Below are 15046 nucleotides of genomic sequence, written 5' to 3'. Positions count from 1 at the left end.
GGCCATGCCCGCCGCGCGCGCCCCGCTCCTCGCCAGCCTCCTGCTGCTCGCCCTCGGGCCCGCTCCTACGCGGGCGCAGGCCGATCCGGGCGCGTTGAACCGCTGCGTCGACGCCGAGGGCAACGCCGTCTACACCGATCGCGCCTGCGAGGCGCTCGACGCCCGCCCGGCGCGCACCGCACCGCCCAACCCCGACACCCTGCCCGCCGATGCCCCGGTGGTTCGCGATTGCGCGCGGACGCCCGAAGCGCTCCTGGTCGCCGTCGAGGAGGCACTGGCCGCCGCCGATGGCAACCGGCTCGCCGCGCTCTACGACTGGCGAGGCCGGTCCGGGGCCGCGGCGGAGGTGGTGATGCCGCGCCTCGAAGCCATTGCCGCTTCGCGCTTCATCGAAGCCAGCACCGCCCACAGCGCCGAAGGCAGCGACGACGCCGAACTCGCGGCGGAGGCGGCGGAAGCGCCGCCCGACCGGCTGCGCATCGTGCATTCGCCCGACGGCCTTGGCACCGGCGAAACCACGGAATTCCGGCTGGTGCGCGCTGCCGGCTGCTGGTGGTTCGCCGACTGAGCCGAGCCTCGGAGCCACCCCCGCTACAATGCGGGTCAGATTCGCCCCGATGCGACTCGTTCACTCTCCACTTTCCCCGTTTCCCGAGGTCTCCGCGATGAGCCAGCAGTACCCGCCCTTCATCTGGCAGAACGGCGTGATCAAGCCCTGGGCCGAAGCCACCGTCCACGTGATGGCGCACGGCCTGCACTACGGCTCGTCGGTGTTCGAAGGCATCCGCAGCTACGCCACGCCGAATGGCCAGGCGATCTTCCGCCTCACCGAGCACCTGCAGCGCCTCTATGCCTCGGCGAAGATCTACGACATGCCGATGCCCTACGACGTGCCGACGCTGGCCCAGGCCTGCCGCGACGTCGTCAAGGCGAACGAACTGCAGAAGGCCTACCTGCGCCCGATCGCCTATCGCGGCCTCGGCGGTTTCGGGCTGTCGGCCGACACGCCCACCGACATGGCGATCGCCGCATGGCACATGGGCCCGTATCTCGGCGCCGACGTGCTCGAAGCGGGCATCGACGCCTGCGTGTCCTCGTGGCAGCGCTTCGCCCCGAACACCATCCCCGCGGGCGCCAAGGCTGGCGGCAACTACCTCTCGGGCCAGCTGATCGCCCGCGAAGCCCGCCGCCTCGGCTTCGGCGAAGGCATCGCCCTGGCCAGCACCGGCCTGCTCAGCGAAGGCGCCGGCGAGAACCTCTTCCTGGTGATGAACGGCGAGTTGCACACCACGCCGGTGTCGGCGGCGCTGCTCAACGGCATCACCCGCAACACCCTGATCACGCTGGCGCAGGACGCTGGCATGAAGGTGGTCGAACGCGACATCCCGCGCGAGTACCTGTACCTGTGCGACGAGCTCTTCATGTGCGGCACGGCCGCCGAAGTGACGCCGATCCGCAGCGTCGATGGCCGCCAGGTCGGCGCCGGCAAGCCCGGCCCGGTGACGCGCCGCATCCAGGACCTGTTCTTCGGCCTGTTCGACGGCCGCACGAAGGACACCCGCGGCTGGCTCGAGTACGTCTGATCCAGGACATCCGGCGCGCCCTCGCAGGGCGCGCCAGGCTCAGCCTTCGCTCTGGCCGTAAACGAGGGTCGCCACCGCACCGCCCTCGGGCCGCGGCGCGACGCCCACGTCCCAGCCGTACAGGTCGCACAGGCGGCTGACGATCGAAAGGCCGATGCCACCGCCGCTGGTGCCCCCTGCACTGCTGCCGCGGTAGCCGCGTTCGAACAGGCGCGCGGCATCTTCCGCCGACAGGCCCGGCCCGGTGTCGAACACCCGCACCTGCTCCGCCGACACCTCGATGCGCACTTCGCCCTGCTGGGTGTACTTGCAGGCGTTGCCGACGAGGTTGCCCAGCGCCACCGCCAGCACGGCTTCCGGCGCATCGACGTAAACGTCTTCCAAGCCTTCCACCCGGATCTCGACCGGCTTGCCGGTGAGCTGCGCCCGATTGGCCTCGGCGAGCTGGCCCGCCAGCTTGCGCATGTCGGTGTGGCCACGGCCGCGCTCGTTGCGCGACAGCATCAGCAGGGCGACCGTGAGGTCCGTGCACTGCTGCGCCGCGCGATCGATGCGCTGCAAGCGCGTGCGGGTCTTCTCGTCGAGTTCGGGCTTGGCGAGCAGCAGTTCCGCCGCGCCACGGATCACGGCGAGCGGCGTGCGCAGCTCGTGGCTGACGTCGGCGTTGAACTCGCGATCGCGGCGATTGGATTGGCTCAGGCGGTCGGCGTAGTCATCGAAGGCCGCGGCGAGCTGGCCCACTTCGTCATCGGCAAAGCGCTCGGCGAGACGCTTGCGATCGCGGCTGTCGCGCAGGTCGCCAATGCGTCGCGCCAGTTCCGAGACCGGCTTCATCACGCGGCGCGACGACCACAGGCCGAGCACCAGCGAGAGGAGGGAGAACACCAGCACCGCGCCCACCAGCGCATACGCCAGCTGGCGCTGGCTCAGCGCCTCCTGCTGGTAGCTGTAGCGCATGAAGGCGACGAACTCGCCGTCGCGCTGCACGGCCAGCTTGTAGTGGCGCGTGCCGCCGCGCGCGGTCGGCTCGACGAGGTCGTGCACGCCGTCCGGCAGGTTGCGCCAGGTGGGCGGCGTGTTCGGGCCATCGGGGCGGCGGTAGTAGATCTCGATCTTGTTGTCCGAGAGCTGGTACTGCGCGTCGGGCTGCGGGTAGTCGCGCTTGAACTGCACGAAGGCGGCGACTTCCTGCGTGAGGAAATCGCCGATCAGCTGGTTCTCGAGGCGCTCGCGCAGGTACAGCGTGGCGAGCGCGAAGGTGGCCGTCAGCGCGAAGCCAAGCAGGCCGAAAGAAACGATCAACCGGCTCCGCAGCCGGCGCCGGTAGCGCATCGCCAAGGGCTCAGCCCGCCGCCGCTTCCGGGTCGGCGATGCGGTAGCCGATGCCGTGGCGGGTCTGGATCAGCGGCTTGTCGAAGGGCTTGTCGATCGCCGCGCGCAGGCCGTGGATGTGCACGCGCAGCGAGTCGGAATCGGGCAGCTCCTCGCCCCAGACGCGGGTCTCGAGGTCCTGGCGCGGCACCACGGCCGGCGAGGCTTCCATCAGGCCCTGCAGAATCTTCAACGCAGTCGGATTGAGCTGCAGCAGCTTGCCCTGGCGGCGCACTTCGAGCGTGTCGAGGTTGAATTCGAGGTCGGCCACGTGCAGCACGCGGGGCTGCGCGGCCTTGCCGCGGCGCGCGAGCACCTGCAGGCGGGCTTCGACTTCCTGCAACGCGAAGGGCTTGACGAGGTAGTCGTCGGCGCCGGCGTCGAAACCAGTCAGCTTGTGGTCGAGCGAGTCGCGCGCGGTGAGCATCAGCACCGGCGTCTGCTTGCGCGCGTCCTGGCGGAGGCGGCGGCAGAGCTCGAGGCCATCCATGCCCGGCAGGTTCAGATCGAGCACGAGCGCGTCGAAGTCGTTGACCACCGCGAGATGCAGACCGGTGACGCCATCAGCGGCAAAGTCGACGGTGTGGCCGCGGTCCTCGAGGTAGTCGCCGAGGTTCGAGGCGATGTCGCGGTTGTCTTCGATGACGAGTACGCGCACGGGAATGTCCTACGACGGATGGCTACGGAGGAATATCAGCAGTTGACTGAAGAACGGCTGAGTTTGGCGACAGTAGGGACCAAGTTGCAGGCAAAAAGAAAGGCCCGGCCGACACAGGTCATGTGCCGGCACGGGCCAAACAAGCTACTGCCCCGATTACCGTAATCCGCCTCAAGCGCCTGGGCGCTGACGGGAGTGACGGTCGGCGATAAGCCTAGGCCCGGCAAGGTTAAGTGTCCGTTAATCCGCTGGCCACGAAGGGTTAAGTTTTTCGAACTGCTCGCCGCCGGTTCGTTCTCGTCGGCACCAGCGACAGCACGTGGTCGAGGATGGCACCCCCGATATCGACCCCGGAGGCCGCCTCGATCCCTTCCAGCCCCGGAGACGAGTTCACCTCCAATAGGAGCGGTCCGCGGCGTGATCGCAGCAGATCGACGCCAGCCACGCCCAGTCCAAGGTGCTGCGCGGCCTTCACGGCGACGGTTTCCTCCGCCTCGGCGAGGCGCACCAGGGCCGCCTTGCCGCCGCGGTGCAGGTTGGCCCGGAAGTCCCCCGGGGCGGCGTGGCGCTGCATGGCGGCCACCACCCGGTCGCCCACCACGAAGCAGCGCAGGTCGGCGCCTTTCGCCTCACCGATGAACTCCTGCACGAGGAAGCTCGCGTAGAGGCCGCGGAAGGCTTCGATGACGCTGCGCGACGCCGACTCGTTCTGCGCCAGCACCACGCCACTGCCCTGCGTGCCTTCATTGAGCTTCACCACGTGCGGCGCCGGGCCGACCATGTCGAGCAGCGCCGACGTGTCGTCGGGGCTGTCGCCGAAGGCCGTCACCGGCAGGTCGATGCCCACGGCGGCGAGGGTCTGGTGGCAGCGGAGCTTGTCGCGCGCGCGGAGGATGGCGTCGGCGCTGCTCGGCGTGGCCACGCCCATCAGTTCGAACTGGCGCAGCACGGCCGTGCCATGGAACGTCACCGAGTGGCCGATGCGCGGGATGACCGCGTCGAACTTCGGCAGCACGGCGCCCTTGTAGCGCACCTCGAAGGCGCCGGGCGCCACGCGCAGCGCGCAGCGCAGGGGGTCGAGCACGCGCACCGTGCAGCCGCGCTCGCGGGCGGCTTCGACCAGCCGCTGCGTGGAGTACAGCGCGGGATTACGCGACAGTAGGGCGATCTTGGTCGGCATCGGGTTCACCCAGAACGAAGGAGCGCTGCGGATCGACGAGGAAGCGTCCCGCCATCGCGGTACGGCCGAGCAGCATCGGGAACAGCATGTTCCGCCGCTGCGACAGGTTGATTTCGATCGGCCACGCCTCGCCCGCGAGCTGCAGCGTGGTGTGGATGAAGATGCGTTCGGTGCGGTGGCCACCGGAGTCGGTGACCATCCGGCGGTCGAGCACCGGCGCTTCGGCCCATTCGCCGTCGAGGGCGGAGTCGAACACGCCATCGCTGCCGAGGTGGAAGCGCACCCATTCGACGCCGTCGCGGAATGCGGTCTCGAGGACATCGACATGCAGCGCCGAGCTGCGCGCGCCGGTGTCCACCTTCGCGCGGATCGCGCGGATGCCAAGGTCGGGAAGGGCGAGCCACTCGCGCCAGCCGAGCACCACGGAGGTCGCAGGATCGGGCATGGGCGGGTTCGGGGGCGAGGTGGAGCGGGTGATGGGAATCGAACCCACGTTCACAGCTTGGGAAGCTGTTGTCTTACCATTAGACGACACCCGCGACGGAGCCGATTATGGGCACTGGCGCGCTCGCACTGCAACGCAGGCCCATCGATGCAGATCCATCTCAACGGCGAATCCCGCACCGTCGAAGCGGCCCTCACGCTGGCCGCGCTGCTCGAGCAGGCTGGCCTGGCCGGCCGCCGCGTCGCGGTGGAGGTGAACAGCGCCATCGTCCCCCGCGGTCGCCACGCCGAACACCGGCTCAACGACGGCGACCGCATCGAGATCGTGCACGCGCTCGGCGGCGGTTGACGCGCCATAATGGCGCGATGACGACCCCCGCCCCGCACGCCGCCCGCCGCGACGACCCGTTGGTCATCGCCGGCACGACCTACCGCTCGCGCCTGCTCACCGGCACGGGCAAGTTCACCGACCTCGACGAGACCCGCCGCGCCACCGAGGCCGCCGGCGCCGAGATCGTCACCGTCGCGATCCGCCGCACGAACATCGGGCAGAACGCCAACGAGCCGAACCTGCTCGACGTGCTGCCGCCGGACCGCTACACGATCCTGCCGAACACCGCCGGCTGCTACAGCGCCGACGACGCGGTGCGCACCTGCCGCCTCGCGCGCGAACTGCTCGACGGCCACAAGCTGGTGAAGCTCGAGGTGCTGGGCGACCCGAAGACGCTCTACCCGCACATGCCGGAGACGCTGAAGGCCGCGGAGATCCTCGTCGCCGACGGCTTCGACGTGATGGTCTATTGCACCGACGATCCGATCCAGGCCAAGCGCCTCGAGGAGATCGGCTGCGTCGCGGTGATGCCGCTGGCCGCGCCGATCGGCTCGGGCCTCGGCATCCAAAACAAGTGGAGCCTGCTCGAGATCGTCGACAACGCGAAGGTGCCGATCCTCGTCGATGCCGGCGTGGGCACGGCTTCGGATGCCGCCGTGGCGATGGAGCTGGGTTGCGACGGCGTGCTGATGAACACCGCGATTGCCGGAGCGCGCGACCCGGTGCTGATGGCCTCGGCCATGCGCAAGGCGGTCGAAGCGGGCCGCGAGGCCTTCCTCGCCGGCCGCATCCCGCGCAAGCGCTACGCCTCGGCCTCCTCGCCCACCGACGGCCTGTTCTTCTGATCGCCGTGGAGCCGAAGACGCTCAAGAAGCCGTTCACCGAAGTGCCGGGCCAGCGCCAGGTGCGCAGCTTCGTGCTGCGCCAGGGCCGGCTCACGCAAGGGCAGGAGCGCGCGCTCGACGAGCAGTGGCCGCGCTTCGGCCTCGACTACGCCGGCGCAGTGCGCGATTTCGATGCGGCCTTCGGCCGCTCGGCACCGCTGGTGCTGGAGATCGGTTTCGGCAACGGCGAGCAGCTGCTGTTCGCCGCGCAGAACGAGCCGGAAAAGAACCTCGTCGGCCTCGAAGTGCACGCGCCAGGTGTCGGCCGACTGCTGCAGGGCGCAGCGGAGCTCGGCGTCACCAACCTCAAGGCCTACTGCCACGACGCCGTGGAAGTGCTGCACCACGAGGTCGCCGACGGCAGCCTCGACGAAGTGCGCATCTACTTCCCCGACCCCTGGCACAAGAAGCGCCACCACAAGCGCCGCCTCGTGCAGCCGGAGTTCGTCGCCCTGCTGGCGCGCAAGTTGAAGCCCGGCGGCCAGCTCCACCTCGCCACCGACTGGGAGGACTACGCCCAGCAGATGCTCGAGGTCTGCGGGGCGGAGCCGGCACTGCGCAACCGAGCGGGTGTCGGCGGCACGATCGAATGCCCGCCATGGCGGCGCCAGACGCACTTCGAGACGCGCGGCCTGAAGCTCGGGCACGGCGTCTGGGACCTGCTCTTCGAGCGCATCGGCTGAGGACGGCAACGCATGGAGAACTCCGCCCTCGCCCTGAGCACCGACATGGTCGTCGTGCTGGGCTTGGTCGGGTTCACCATGGCGATGTTCATGCTCGAGCGCATCCGCGCCGACGCGACAGCGCTCGTGGTGCTGGTGGCTCTCGGTCTCTTCGGCATCGTGCCGGCCAGCCGCCTGTTCGATGGGTTCTCGGGCAACGCAGTGATCAGCCTGATGGCCACGATGGTGCTCGGTGCCGGCCTCGACCGCACCGGCGTGCTGAATCGCGTGGCGGTCAACCTTCTGCGCTGGTCGAAAGGGATGGAATCCCGGCTGCTGCTGCTGGGCTCGGGCTTCGCCGCCTTGCTCTCTGCCTTCATGCAGAACCCCGCCGTGACCGCGCTGATGCTGCCGGTGGCCTCGCGGCTCGCCGGGCGCACCGGCATCGCCCTGTCGCGGATGCTGCTGCCCATCGCGGCGGCGGTGATCATGGGCGGCACGCTGACGATGGTCGGCAGCTCGCCGCTGATCCTGCTCAACGACCTGCTGGCTTCCGCCAACCGCAACCTGCCGCCGGGCGTCGCCGCACTCGACCCGCTGCCAATGTTCGCGCCCCTGCCGATCGGCCTGTTGCTGGTGGCGACGGCCCTCGCCTACTGGCACTTCGGCGCGAAACGCTGGCTGCCGGATGACGCACTGAAGGGCGTCGCGCCGGCACGCACCGACAGCTACTTCGCGCAGACCTACGGCATCGCCGGCGAGTTGTACGAGCTGACCCTCACCGCCGACAGCCCGCTGGTCGGCATGTCGGTGGGCGACGCCGAACAGCAGCGCGACGCGCCGCTCTTCCTCGCGCTGGTCACCGGCAACGAGACGCGCCTCGCCCCGCCCGCCGACGAACGCCTGTGGGTGGGCAGCGTCATCGGCGTGATGGGCGACAAGCAGGCCATCAATGACTACGCGCAGAAGAACCTGCTGCGCGTCTCCAACCGGCTCCGCCACTTCGCCGACCTGTTCAATCCGTCGCGCGCGGGCATCTCCGAGGCGGTGATCCCGCCGACCTCGACCTTCGTCGGCCGCCGCCCCGAGGAGCTCCGGCTGCGCAAGCGCGCCGGCATCAGCCTGTTGGCCATCAACCGCGAAAACCAGGTGTGGCGGGAGGACATCCGCCGCATCCCGCTGCGCGCCGGCGACCTGCTGGTGTTCCACAGCGTGTGGACCGACCTCGCCCAAGCCGCGGAGTCGCGGGATTTCATCGTCGTCACCGACTACCCCACGGCCGAGCAGCGGCCCCACAAGCTGTGGTGGGCGGTGGGCATCTTCATCACCACGATGCTCTTCGCCTTCAGCACCCTGGTGCCCGTGCCGCTCGCGCTGATGGCGGGCGCCGCCGCGCTGCTGGTGACCGGCGTGCTCGACATGGACGAGGCCTACCAGGCCATCAGCTGGAAGACCGTGTTCCTGATGGCCTGCCTGATCCCGCTGGGCTGGGCGATGGATTCGACCGGCGCGGCGAACTGGATCGCACAGCACACCTTGGCGCGCCTCGGCGACGGCACCCCGGTGTGGGCGTTGGAGCTCGCCCTGGGCCTGCTGACGGCGCTGTTCGGCCTGGTCGTGGGCAATGTCGGCGCGACCGTCATCATGGTGCCGATGGCCATCAACCTGGCCCTCGCAGCGAACGGCAACCCGGCCGCCTTCGCGCTCATCGCCGCCCTTTCCGCCTCGAACAACTTCCTTTCCGCGTCCAACCCGGTGCTGGCGATGGTGGCCGGCCCCGCCGGCTACACGGCCCGCGACTACCTGCGCACCGGCCTGCCCCTGATGCTGGCCTACCTGCTGATCACGGTCGGGGCCGTGAACCTGCTCATCCCCGTGCTCTCCTGAAGGTGACGAAGCGGGCCTTCGCCATGATAGGGTCGTGAAACTGACGTGAAGTCGTCTGGCCGGGGCGCCCGTGGTCCGCAAGCTCAGCGATCGATTGCGACGTGCCGAAGTGCTGCTTCTGGGCAGCGGTGCCGCCGCGGCCAGCGTGCTGCTTCTGGCGAACGCGGGCGACGACCTGCGCCACTTCATCGCCGCACCGACCTCGGGCACCCATGCCGCGATCTACGGGCTGAAGTTGATGCTGATGGAGGCCGCCCTGCTGGCGCCATTCATCGTCCTCGCCCTGCTCAGCCGTTCCCTGCTGCGGGAAACCACGCGCCATCGCTATCGGTGGGCCGGCATGGGGATCTCCTTGGCCGCCAGCGTCGGCGTCGTGGCCATGCTGGTGTCCGGGCTGATTCCGGTGGATCTGGAGGAAGCGATGGACACCCTGCTCGGCAACGTGGTGCCGGCTCTGGTGTTACTGAGTGTCTGTGCCCTGCTCTACGGCGGATTGATCTGGCTGGCCCAGCACAGCCGGCTGGAGGCCTTCATGACGCCGCCTGACGCACCGTCCAACCGTTCGCCGCAGGACTGACCTCGAGCGGGGCGAGTCGGCCGCCGCGTCCCGGGCCATCGACGCAAGCCCCGTCGTCCAGCGAGAACTGGGCCCCGTGGGCGGCACAGACCAGCCGTCCGCCGTGCATCAGGAACTTCCCGGGCGCGTAGTGGAGCCGCCGGCCGGCATGCGGGCAGACGTTGTGCCAGACCTGCAGGGCCTCGCCGCGACGCAGCGCCAGCGCGGACACCGGCTCCCCGCCGATCTCGAGCTCCAGGGACACCAGGACGCCTTCCGGTACCGTCGCCGGCTCGATTAACGCTTCGCTTACGCCCTGCCCCATCCCTGCCTCCATACTCGGCGCCCCGCCCAGTGTCGCATTTCGGACATGCCCGGAATTTTCGCTCGATTGCACCGCCTCCGTCCCACGCGTCCCCGCAACCCGCTGCTGCGCATCGGCTTCGCCCTGCTGGGCGTGGCCTTCCTGCTCGTCCTGCTGGTGGGCGGCGTCTTCGTCGGCCTCGGCATGCTGGCCTTCCGTGCCGCCCAGCGCCTGATGCGCGCCCGCAAGGCCAAGGCCCCGGGCGACGTGCTCGAGGCCGAGTACCGCGTGGTCGCCCCGCGCGCCGTGCCGCAGGCCCGATGAGGGCCGACCTGTTCCCGGCACCGCCGGTGCCACGCGTCCCCTTCGCCGGGCGAGACCAGGATTTCCCCGTCCACCGGATCTACTGCGTCGGTCGCAACTTCGCCGACCACGCCAAGGAAATGGGCGCCCCGGTAGAGCGCGGCACCCCGGTGATCTTCATGAAGCCGGCCGACGCGGTGCACCTGCACCCGCGCCTGCCCTTCCCGTCCGGCACCCGCGACCTGCACCACGAGGTCGAGATGGTGGTGGCGCTTGGGCGCGATGCCGACGGCCCGTTGGCCCCCGGCCAGGGCCTCGGTTTGGTCTGTGGCTACGGCATCGGCCTCGACCTGACGCGCCGCGACCTGCAGGCCATCGCCAAGGACAAGCGCCTGCCCTGGGATGTCTCGAAGGGCTTCGACGCCTCCGCGCCGGTCTCGGCGCTGCGCCACGTCGACGACATCGGCCATCCCGCGCCGGACACCGCCCTGTGGCTCGAGATCAACGGCGAGCGCCGCCAGGCCTCGACGCTGGGCGAGATGATCTTTGGCGTGGACGATGTGCTGGTGCACCTCTCAACGCTGTTCCGCCTGCGCGCGGGCGATCTCGTCTTCATGGGCACGCCGGCCGGCGTGGCCGCGCTGCAGCCCGGCGACCGCTACCGGGCGGTGCTCGAAGGCATCGCGGACCTGGGCGGCGAAGTCGTTTGACCCGCCGGCGCTCGACGTAGCATCCATCCGCTGCCCCGGCAGCATCCCCTCACTCCTGCGGAGCATTCGTCATGGGCATGGTGTCCGAGTTCAAGGAATTCGCGATGCGCGGCAACGTCGTCGACCTCGCGGTCGGCGTCGTGATCGGCGGCGCGTTCGGCAAGATCGTTTCCAGCCTCGTCAGCGACGTGATCATGCCGCCCATCGGCTGGCTGATCGGCGGCGTCGATTTCTCCGCGCTCAAGTGGGTGCTCGTGGAGCAGGTCGCCGCGACCACCACGGCGCCGGAAATCAAGGAAGTGGCCATCAACTACGGCCTGTTCATCAATTCGGTCGTGCAGTTCACTATCGTCGCCTTCGCGATCTTCATGGTGGTCAAGGCCATCAACCGCCTGCGCGCCCCGGCGCCGGCCCCGGAGCCCGCCGGCCCCAGCGACGAAGTGAAGCTGCTCACCGAAATCCGCGATGCGCTGAAGTCGCGTTGACGGCAGAATCGATTCGCCCGATCGACCCTCGACGCCGGCCCCGTGCCGGCGTCGCTTTTTCCGGAGTGCCCATGCGCCAGTCCCTGCTTGCCCGCCGCACGCTGTCCCCGTCGACCCCGCTGCGCGCCGCGCTGCTGCCCTTGGCCTTCGCGCTGTCGCTGGCGCTCTCCGGCACCGTCGCCGCGCAGCCGGTCGATGGCCCGACCGGCCTCGACACCGACGACCTGCGCACCGCTGAGACGCTGCGCGATGCGGCGCTGCGCGGCAGCCCGGCCTTCGACATCGTCGATGAGCTCACCACCACCATCGGCCCGCGCCTCGCCGGCACCGAGGCCGACCACCGCGGTGTCGCCTGGGCCGAAGCGAAGATGAAGGCGCTGGGCTTCGACACCGTGTGGTGCGAGCCGGTGAGCTTCCCCTACTGGCTGCGTGGGCACGAGTCCGGCGCCATCGTCGGCGCGCATGCGCAGCCGCTCGAAGTGACCACGCTCGGCGGCTCGGTGGGCACCAACGGCGCGCCGCTCGAAGCCGAGGTCGTGGCCTTCCCCGATCTCGCCGCACTGCAGGCCGTGCCGGACGGGAGCCTCGAGGGCAAGATCGCTTTCGTCGCCTACCGCATGGGCCGCGCGCGGGACGGCTCCGGCTACGGGCCGGCGGTGGGCGCACGCAGTGGTGGCGCCTCCATCGCTGCACGCAAGGGCGCATCGGCGCTGCTGATCCGCTCCATCGGCACCAGCTCGAAGCGCTTCGCCCACACCGGCCAGATGCGCTATGCCGAGGACGCGCCGAAGATCCCGGCCGCTGCGCTCTCCAGCCCGGACGCCGACCAGATCAGCCGCCTGATCGCGCGCGGCGAAACCGTGCGCGTGCGCCTCGACCTCGCCGCCGTCACGGCCGGCATCGGCCAGAGCTGGAACGTCATCGGTGACATCACCGGCCGCGAGACGCCCGAGGAGTTCGTCGTCATCGGCGGGCACCTCGATTCCTGGGACCAAGGCACCGGCGCGCTCGACGACGGCGCCGGCGTGGCGATCACGATGGCCGCGGGCGCCGCGATCGCCGCACTGCCGGAAGCGCCGCGTCGCAGCGTGCGCGTGATTGCGTGGGCTGCCGAAGAGAACGGTCTGCTCGGCGCGCGCGAGCACGCGAAGCAGGTCGGTGCCAACTGGCCCCGTTACCAGATCGCCGCGGAAAGCGACTTCGGCGCCGGGCGCATCTACGCGCTGCGTTCGAGCACCTCGCCGGAAGCGAAGCCGGTGATCGACGCGATCGGTCGCGTGCTCGCACCGCTCGGCATCGCCACCGAACACGGCATCGGCGGGCCGGGCCCCGACGTCGGGCCGCTGGTGATGCTCGGCGTGCCCTGGGCACAGCTGGCGCAAGACGGCACGGACTACTTCGACTACCACCACACGCCGGACGACACGCTCGACAAGATCGATCCGAAGGCGCTGGACCAGCAAGTGGCGGCCTACGCGGCCTTTGCCTACCTCGCGGCGGAAACCTCGGTGGATCTCGGCGAAGCGCAGAAGCCGGCGACGCCGCCGGCGGCGGACCCGCGACGGGAGGGCGCCGCGCGCTGAATGAAGCGCGCGGCCTCAGCGCCGCGCGCGGATCACCCAGAGGCCGAACAGGGCCTCACCCGGTGCGTCGACACGGCACAACTGCGCCTCGCGGAAGCCGGCCGCGCGCAGGCGAGCCAGCACCGCCCAGCCGAAGCGATGGAAGCACGGCACCCGCCCGCCTAGCGGGTCGGCGTGCCACTCCTCGGGGCCCCACCACTCGAGGACGTCGTCCTTGCCCAGCGTCGCGAGGCGGCGGTCCGCCTCGGCGTTCTCGTCGAAGGGCGCAGTCGCCACCAATACGCCACCGGGCCGCAACACGCGCGCGCATTCAGCGAATGCCGCGTCGACCTCGTGGATGTGCTCGAACACATCGAGGCATACCACGCCATCCCATGCCGCATCGGGAAACGACAGGGCACGAAGGTCCTCGTGCGCCGTCGCGCCATGGCGGATCCACTGGCGCAGGCGCCGCAACCGCGGACGGCGCTCGGGATGAAACTCACTGGTGGCCACGTGGCGGGCCCGCTGGCGCAAACGCGGAATCAGCGGTGTACCGTGCTCCGTCGCGTAGACGGCGGCCTCGGGCCCCAGTCCCTCGTGGTCGAGGACGGCCAGAGCGGCACGATTCCGTCCGGGCAGCCGGCAGCTCGGGCAAACGAGCTTCTCGCGATGGGTTTCGTCATCGACCTTCACCATCGGATCGATGCGGAACCGTCCGACACGACCGCAGGCGCTGCAGCGCGCCTCGAAGCCCCCTTCGCGCGCCTTCCTCACCGCGGCCAAGCGCGTCCGGTAGGCCTCGTTGAAGCGTTCGTCCTCAGCGGTCCGTGTCGCCTGCCACGCGCCCCAACCGTCCCAGGCCTCGAAGGCGACCGAGGGGACCATGCCCAGTGTCAGCGCAGCAGCGGCGTGTCGAGCACCCGCGACGGACGGCCCATCACGTCCTCGACCGCGGCCGCGAGGTCTTCGCGCGACACCTCGCGGACATCGACGAGCTGGTGCATGACATCGTCGAGTGATTTGTCGTCGTTGGTCGCACGGCGGATCTCACGGTCGAGCTCGCGGAACAGGCCGACGGCGCGCGCGGTCTGCGGCCCCCAGCTGCGCACGCCGGTGAGCGTGCGCACATTGCGGCCGTGGTTCTGCATCCACTCGAACGCGCGGTCGCGGCGCTGGTCGCTGAGCAGGCCCGCGCGGTTGAGCAGCGTGATCGAGTAGAACTCGGCGCTACCCTCGGCGATCCAGTCGTCGCCTTCGGCGCCGCGGATGCGGGTGACGAGGTGGACGAGTTCATGCACCAGCGTGGACGTGCCGTTCTCGCTGATCAACGGCCGGTCGGCGTGCAGGTAAAGCGAGCGCGGGCCGGAGAGACCGCCACGCCACATCGGATCGCCGGCGCTGACGATCAGGATCTTCGAGGGCAGGTCGCCGAAGGCAGCGCGCATTTCCGGCGCCACGAGGTTGAGGAAGGCCAGCGCGTCGTTGCGGCGCACGGGATCGCCCACCGGGCCGGCGATGCTCACTTCCATGCCGTCGATGAACTCGCGGCGCGTGCCGACGGAGCCGGCGATCATCCAGCCCACCGGACGGTCGAAGCGGCGCTCGGCATTCACCACCACGAAGCCCTTGCGGTCGCGCGTGTGCACGAAGGGCGTGTCCACGTTGGTCCAGCCCGGCGGCAGGTCGAAGAACAGCCGCGCGGACGAATCGGAGCCCGAAGTGGTGCGCACCGACATCGAGGGGACGAGGTCGTCGCCGCGGACGATGACCCAGTCGCGCGTGAGGCGGGCGTCGTAGCCGCCGCCGCGGCGCTGGTGGTCGACCTTGTAGCGCCAGCGCAGCGTCGAGGCACGGCGCGGATCGGGCACCCACGTCCAGCGGTCGCCGGTGTTCCTCAAGGTGCCGCCCTGGGCGCGCACCTGCGAGTAGCGCGACGGGTCGAAGCGCACTTCAAGGTGGGTCGCGCGGCCGCTACCGGGGGTGTGCGTCATCGCGACGTCGGCCACGCCCTGTGCCGGCACGAAGGCGACGCGGTAGTCGATGTCGTAACGCGTGCGCTCGGCGGCGTGCAGCGGCGAAGCAAGCAGCAGGCACAGCAGGACGAGGCGGATCAGGGCGGTCAT

Annotated in this window: 18 protein-coding genes and 1 tRNA gene; 11 read left to right on the top strand and 8 right to left on the bottom strand. The window is 70.0% G+C overall.

What is annotated here, in order from left to right:
- Positions 1-4 precede the first annotated feature (4 nt).
- On the top strand, positions 5-568 hold the full coding sequence (locus O9280_RS09470; protein ID WP_298341630.1) for a hypothetical protein: 564 nt from the start codon (positions 5-7) through the stop codon (positions 566-568).
- A 97-nt stretch (positions 569-665) separates the two neighbouring features.
- A complete protein-coding gene (locus tag O9280_RS09465; protein ID WP_298341627.1) occupies positions 666-1583 on the top strand; it encodes a branched-chain amino acid transaminase in 918 nt (305 codons plus the stop codon).
- Positions 1584-1622: 39 nt separating this feature from the next.
- Here the strand turns inward: O9280_RS09465 and O9280_RS09460 are convergent, their stop codons facing one another.
- The 5 genes from O9280_RS09460 to O9280_RS09440 form a co-directional block, all read right to left on the bottom strand.
- The gene (locus O9280_RS09460; RefSeq protein ID WP_298341624.1) at positions 1623-2915 is read right to left on the bottom strand and encodes a HAMP domain-containing sensor histidine kinase; all 1293 of its coding nucleotides are present in this window, start codon (positions 2913-2915) and stop codon (positions 1623-1625) included.
- A gap of 10 nt (positions 2916-2925) precedes the next feature.
- The gene (locus tag O9280_RS09455) at positions 2926-3612 is read right to left on the bottom strand and encodes a response regulator transcription factor (protein WP_297867517.1); all 687 of its coding nucleotides are present in this window, start codon (positions 3610-3612) and stop codon (positions 2926-2928) included.
- A gap of 262 nt (positions 3613-3874) precedes the next feature.
- Positions 3875-4792, bottom strand: a complete 918-nt coding sequence (gene rimK / locus O9280_RS09450; protein WP_298341621.1) for a 30S ribosomal protein S6--L-glutamate ligase — start codon at positions 4790-4792, stop codon at positions 3875-3877.
- Complete coding sequence (locus tag O9280_RS09445) at positions 4761-5237, bottom strand: RimK/LysX family protein (protein WP_298341619.1); 477 nt, start codon at positions 5235-5237, stop codon at positions 4761-4763. The genes rimK and O9280_RS09445 overlap by 32 nt, the downstream gene beginning before the upstream one ends.
- 20 nt (positions 5238-5257) lie before the next feature.
- Positions 5258-5331: transfer RNA gene (locus O9280_RS09440), tRNA-Gly, on the bottom strand.
- Between the two features lie 53 nt (positions 5332-5384).
- On the opposite strand from O9280_RS09440, the gene thiS reads away from it, so the two are divergent.
- The 5 genes from thiS to O9280_RS09415 all read left to right on the top strand — a co-directional run bounded on the left by thiS (position 5385) and on the right by O9280_RS09415 (position 9577).
- A complete protein-coding gene (gene thiS / locus O9280_RS09435; protein WP_298341616.1) occupies positions 5385-5585 on the top strand; it encodes a sulfur carrier protein ThiS in 201 nt (66 codons plus the stop codon).
- Between the two features lie 17 nt (positions 5586-5602).
- Positions 5603-6412, top strand: a complete 810-nt coding sequence (locus O9280_RS09430; RefSeq protein WP_297867513.1) for a thiazole synthase — start codon at positions 5603-5605, stop codon at positions 6410-6412.
- Between the two features lie 5 nt (positions 6413-6417).
- Entirely contained in the window at positions 6418-7134 is a 717-nt protein-coding gene (gene trmB, locus O9280_RS09425) for a tRNA (guanosine(46)-N7)-methyltransferase TrmB (protein ID WP_298341613.1), read from the top strand.
- 12 nt (positions 7135-7146) lie between these two features.
- Entirely contained in the window at positions 7147-9000 is a 1854-nt protein-coding gene (locus O9280_RS09420) for an SLC13 family permease (RefSeq protein ID WP_298341610.1), read from the top strand.
- A gap of 70 nt (positions 9001-9070) precedes the next feature.
- Positions 9071-9577: a hypothetical protein gene (locus O9280_RS09415; protein WP_298341607.1), complete on the top strand. Its 507-nt coding sequence runs from the start codon at positions 9071-9073 to the stop codon at positions 9575-9577.
- On the opposite strand, the gene O9280_RS09410 is transcribed toward O9280_RS09415, so the two are convergent.
- Positions 9531-9881, bottom strand: a complete 351-nt coding sequence (locus O9280_RS09410; RefSeq protein ID WP_298341605.1) for a Rieske (2Fe-2S) protein — start codon at positions 9879-9881, stop codon at positions 9531-9533. The genes O9280_RS09415 and O9280_RS09410 overlap by 47 nt on opposite strands.
- A gap of 45 nt (positions 9882-9926) precedes the next feature.
- On the opposite strand from O9280_RS09410, the gene O9280_RS09405 reads away from it, so the two are divergent.
- The 4 genes from O9280_RS09405 (at position 9927) to O9280_RS09390 (ending at position 12941) form a co-directional block, all read left to right on the top strand.
- On the top strand, positions 9927-10184 hold the full coding sequence (locus O9280_RS09405) for a hypothetical protein (protein WP_297867508.1): 258 nt from the start codon (positions 9927-9929) through the stop codon (positions 10182-10184).
- Complete coding sequence (locus tag O9280_RS09400) at positions 10181-10873, top strand: fumarylacetoacetate hydrolase family protein (protein WP_298341604.1); 693 nt, start codon at positions 10181-10183, stop codon at positions 10871-10873. The genes O9280_RS09405 and O9280_RS09400 overlap by 4 nt, the downstream gene beginning before the upstream one ends.
- Before the next feature lie 71 nt (positions 10874-10944).
- Positions 10945-11358: a large-conductance mechanosensitive channel protein MscL gene (gene mscL, locus O9280_RS09395; protein WP_298341600.1), complete on the top strand. Its 414-nt coding sequence runs from the start codon at positions 10945-10947 to the stop codon at positions 11356-11358.
- A gap of 71 nt (positions 11359-11429) precedes the next feature.
- Entirely contained in the window at positions 11430-12941 is a 1512-nt protein-coding gene (locus tag O9280_RS09390) for a M20/M25/M40 family metallo-hydrolase (protein ID WP_298341598.1), read from the top strand.
- 15 nt (positions 12942-12956) lie between these two features.
- Here O9280_RS09390 and O9280_RS09385 read toward each other — a convergent pair whose 3' ends face one another.
- Positions 12957-13808 (bottom strand): class I SAM-dependent methyltransferase, encoded by an 852-nt coding sequence (locus O9280_RS09385; protein WP_298341595.1) that lies wholly within the window; start codon positions 13806-13808, stop codon positions 12957-12959.
- Positions 13809-13816: 8 nt separating this feature from the next.
- The gene (locus O9280_RS09380; RefSeq protein WP_298341594.1) at positions 13817-15046 is read right to left on the bottom strand and encodes a hypothetical protein; all 1230 of its coding nucleotides are present in this window, start codon (positions 15044-15046) and stop codon (positions 13817-13819) included.

Origin of the sequence: Silanimonas sp. (genome assembly GCF_027531545.1) — a bacterium.
Lineage (GTDB): Bacteria > Pseudomonadota > Gammaproteobacteria > Xanthomonadales > Xanthomonadaceae > Silanimonas.
The sequence above is the reverse complement of the archived record's forward strand: the minus strand, read 5'-3'. Positions and strand labels throughout refer to the sequence as shown.

Excerpts from the sequence above, each read along its gene's own strand:
- O9280_RS09470 (WP_298341630.1), top strand. The coding sequence starts at position 5 with ATGCCCGCCGCGCGCGCCCCGCTCCTCGCCAGCCTCCTGCTGCTCGCC.
- O9280_RS09465 (WP_298341627.1), top strand. The coding sequence starts at position 666 with ATGAGCCAGCAGTACCCGCCCTTCATCTGGCAGAACGGCGTGATCAAG.
- O9280_RS09460 (WP_298341624.1), bottom strand. The coding sequence starts at position 2,915 with ATGCGCTACCGGCGCCGGCTGCGGAGCCGGTTGATCGTTTCTTTCGGC.
- rimK (WP_298341621.1), bottom strand. The coding sequence starts at position 4,792 with ATGCCGACCAAGATCGCCCTACTGTCGCGTAATCCCGCGCTGTACTCC.
- O9280_RS09445 (WP_298341619.1), bottom strand. The coding sequence starts at position 5,237 with ATGCCCGATCCTGCGACCTCCGTGGTGCTCGGCTGGCGCGAGTGGCTC.
- thiS (WP_298341616.1), top strand. The coding sequence starts at position 5,385 with ATGCAGATCCATCTCAACGGCGAATCCCGCACCGTCGAAGCGGCCCTC.
- O9280_RS09430 (WP_297867513.1), top strand. The coding sequence starts at position 5,603 with ATGACGACCCCCGCCCCGCACGCCGCCCGCCGCGACGACCCGTTGGTC.
- O9280_RS09420 (WP_298341610.1), top strand. The coding sequence starts at position 7,147 with ATGGAGAACTCCGCCCTCGCCCTGAGCACCGACATGGTCGTCGTGCTG.
- O9280_RS09410 (WP_298341605.1), bottom strand. The coding sequence starts at position 9,881 with ATGGGGCAGGGCGTAAGCGAAGCGTTAATCGAGCCGGCGACGGTACCG.
- O9280_RS09405 (WP_297867508.1), top strand. The coding sequence starts at position 9,927 with ATGCCCGGAATTTTCGCTCGATTGCACCGCCTCCGTCCCACGCGTCCC.
- O9280_RS09400 (WP_298341604.1), top strand. The coding sequence starts at position 10,181 with ATGAGGGCCGACCTGTTCCCGGCACCGCCGGTGCCACGCGTCCCCTTC.
- mscL (WP_298341600.1), top strand. The coding sequence starts at position 10,945 with ATGGGCATGGTGTCCGAGTTCAAGGAATTCGCGATGCGCGGCAACGTC.
- O9280_RS09390 (WP_298341598.1), top strand. The coding sequence starts at position 11,430 with ATGCGCCAGTCCCTGCTTGCCCGCCGCACGCTGTCCCCGTCGACCCCG.
- O9280_RS09385 (WP_298341595.1), bottom strand. The coding sequence starts at position 13,808 with ATGGTCCCCTCGGTCGCCTTCGAGGCCTGGGACGGTTGGGGCGCGTGG.
- O9280_RS09380 (WP_298341594.1), bottom strand. The coding sequence starts at position 15,046 with ATGACCGCCCTGATCCGCCTCGTCCTGCTGTGCCTGCTGCTTGCTTCG.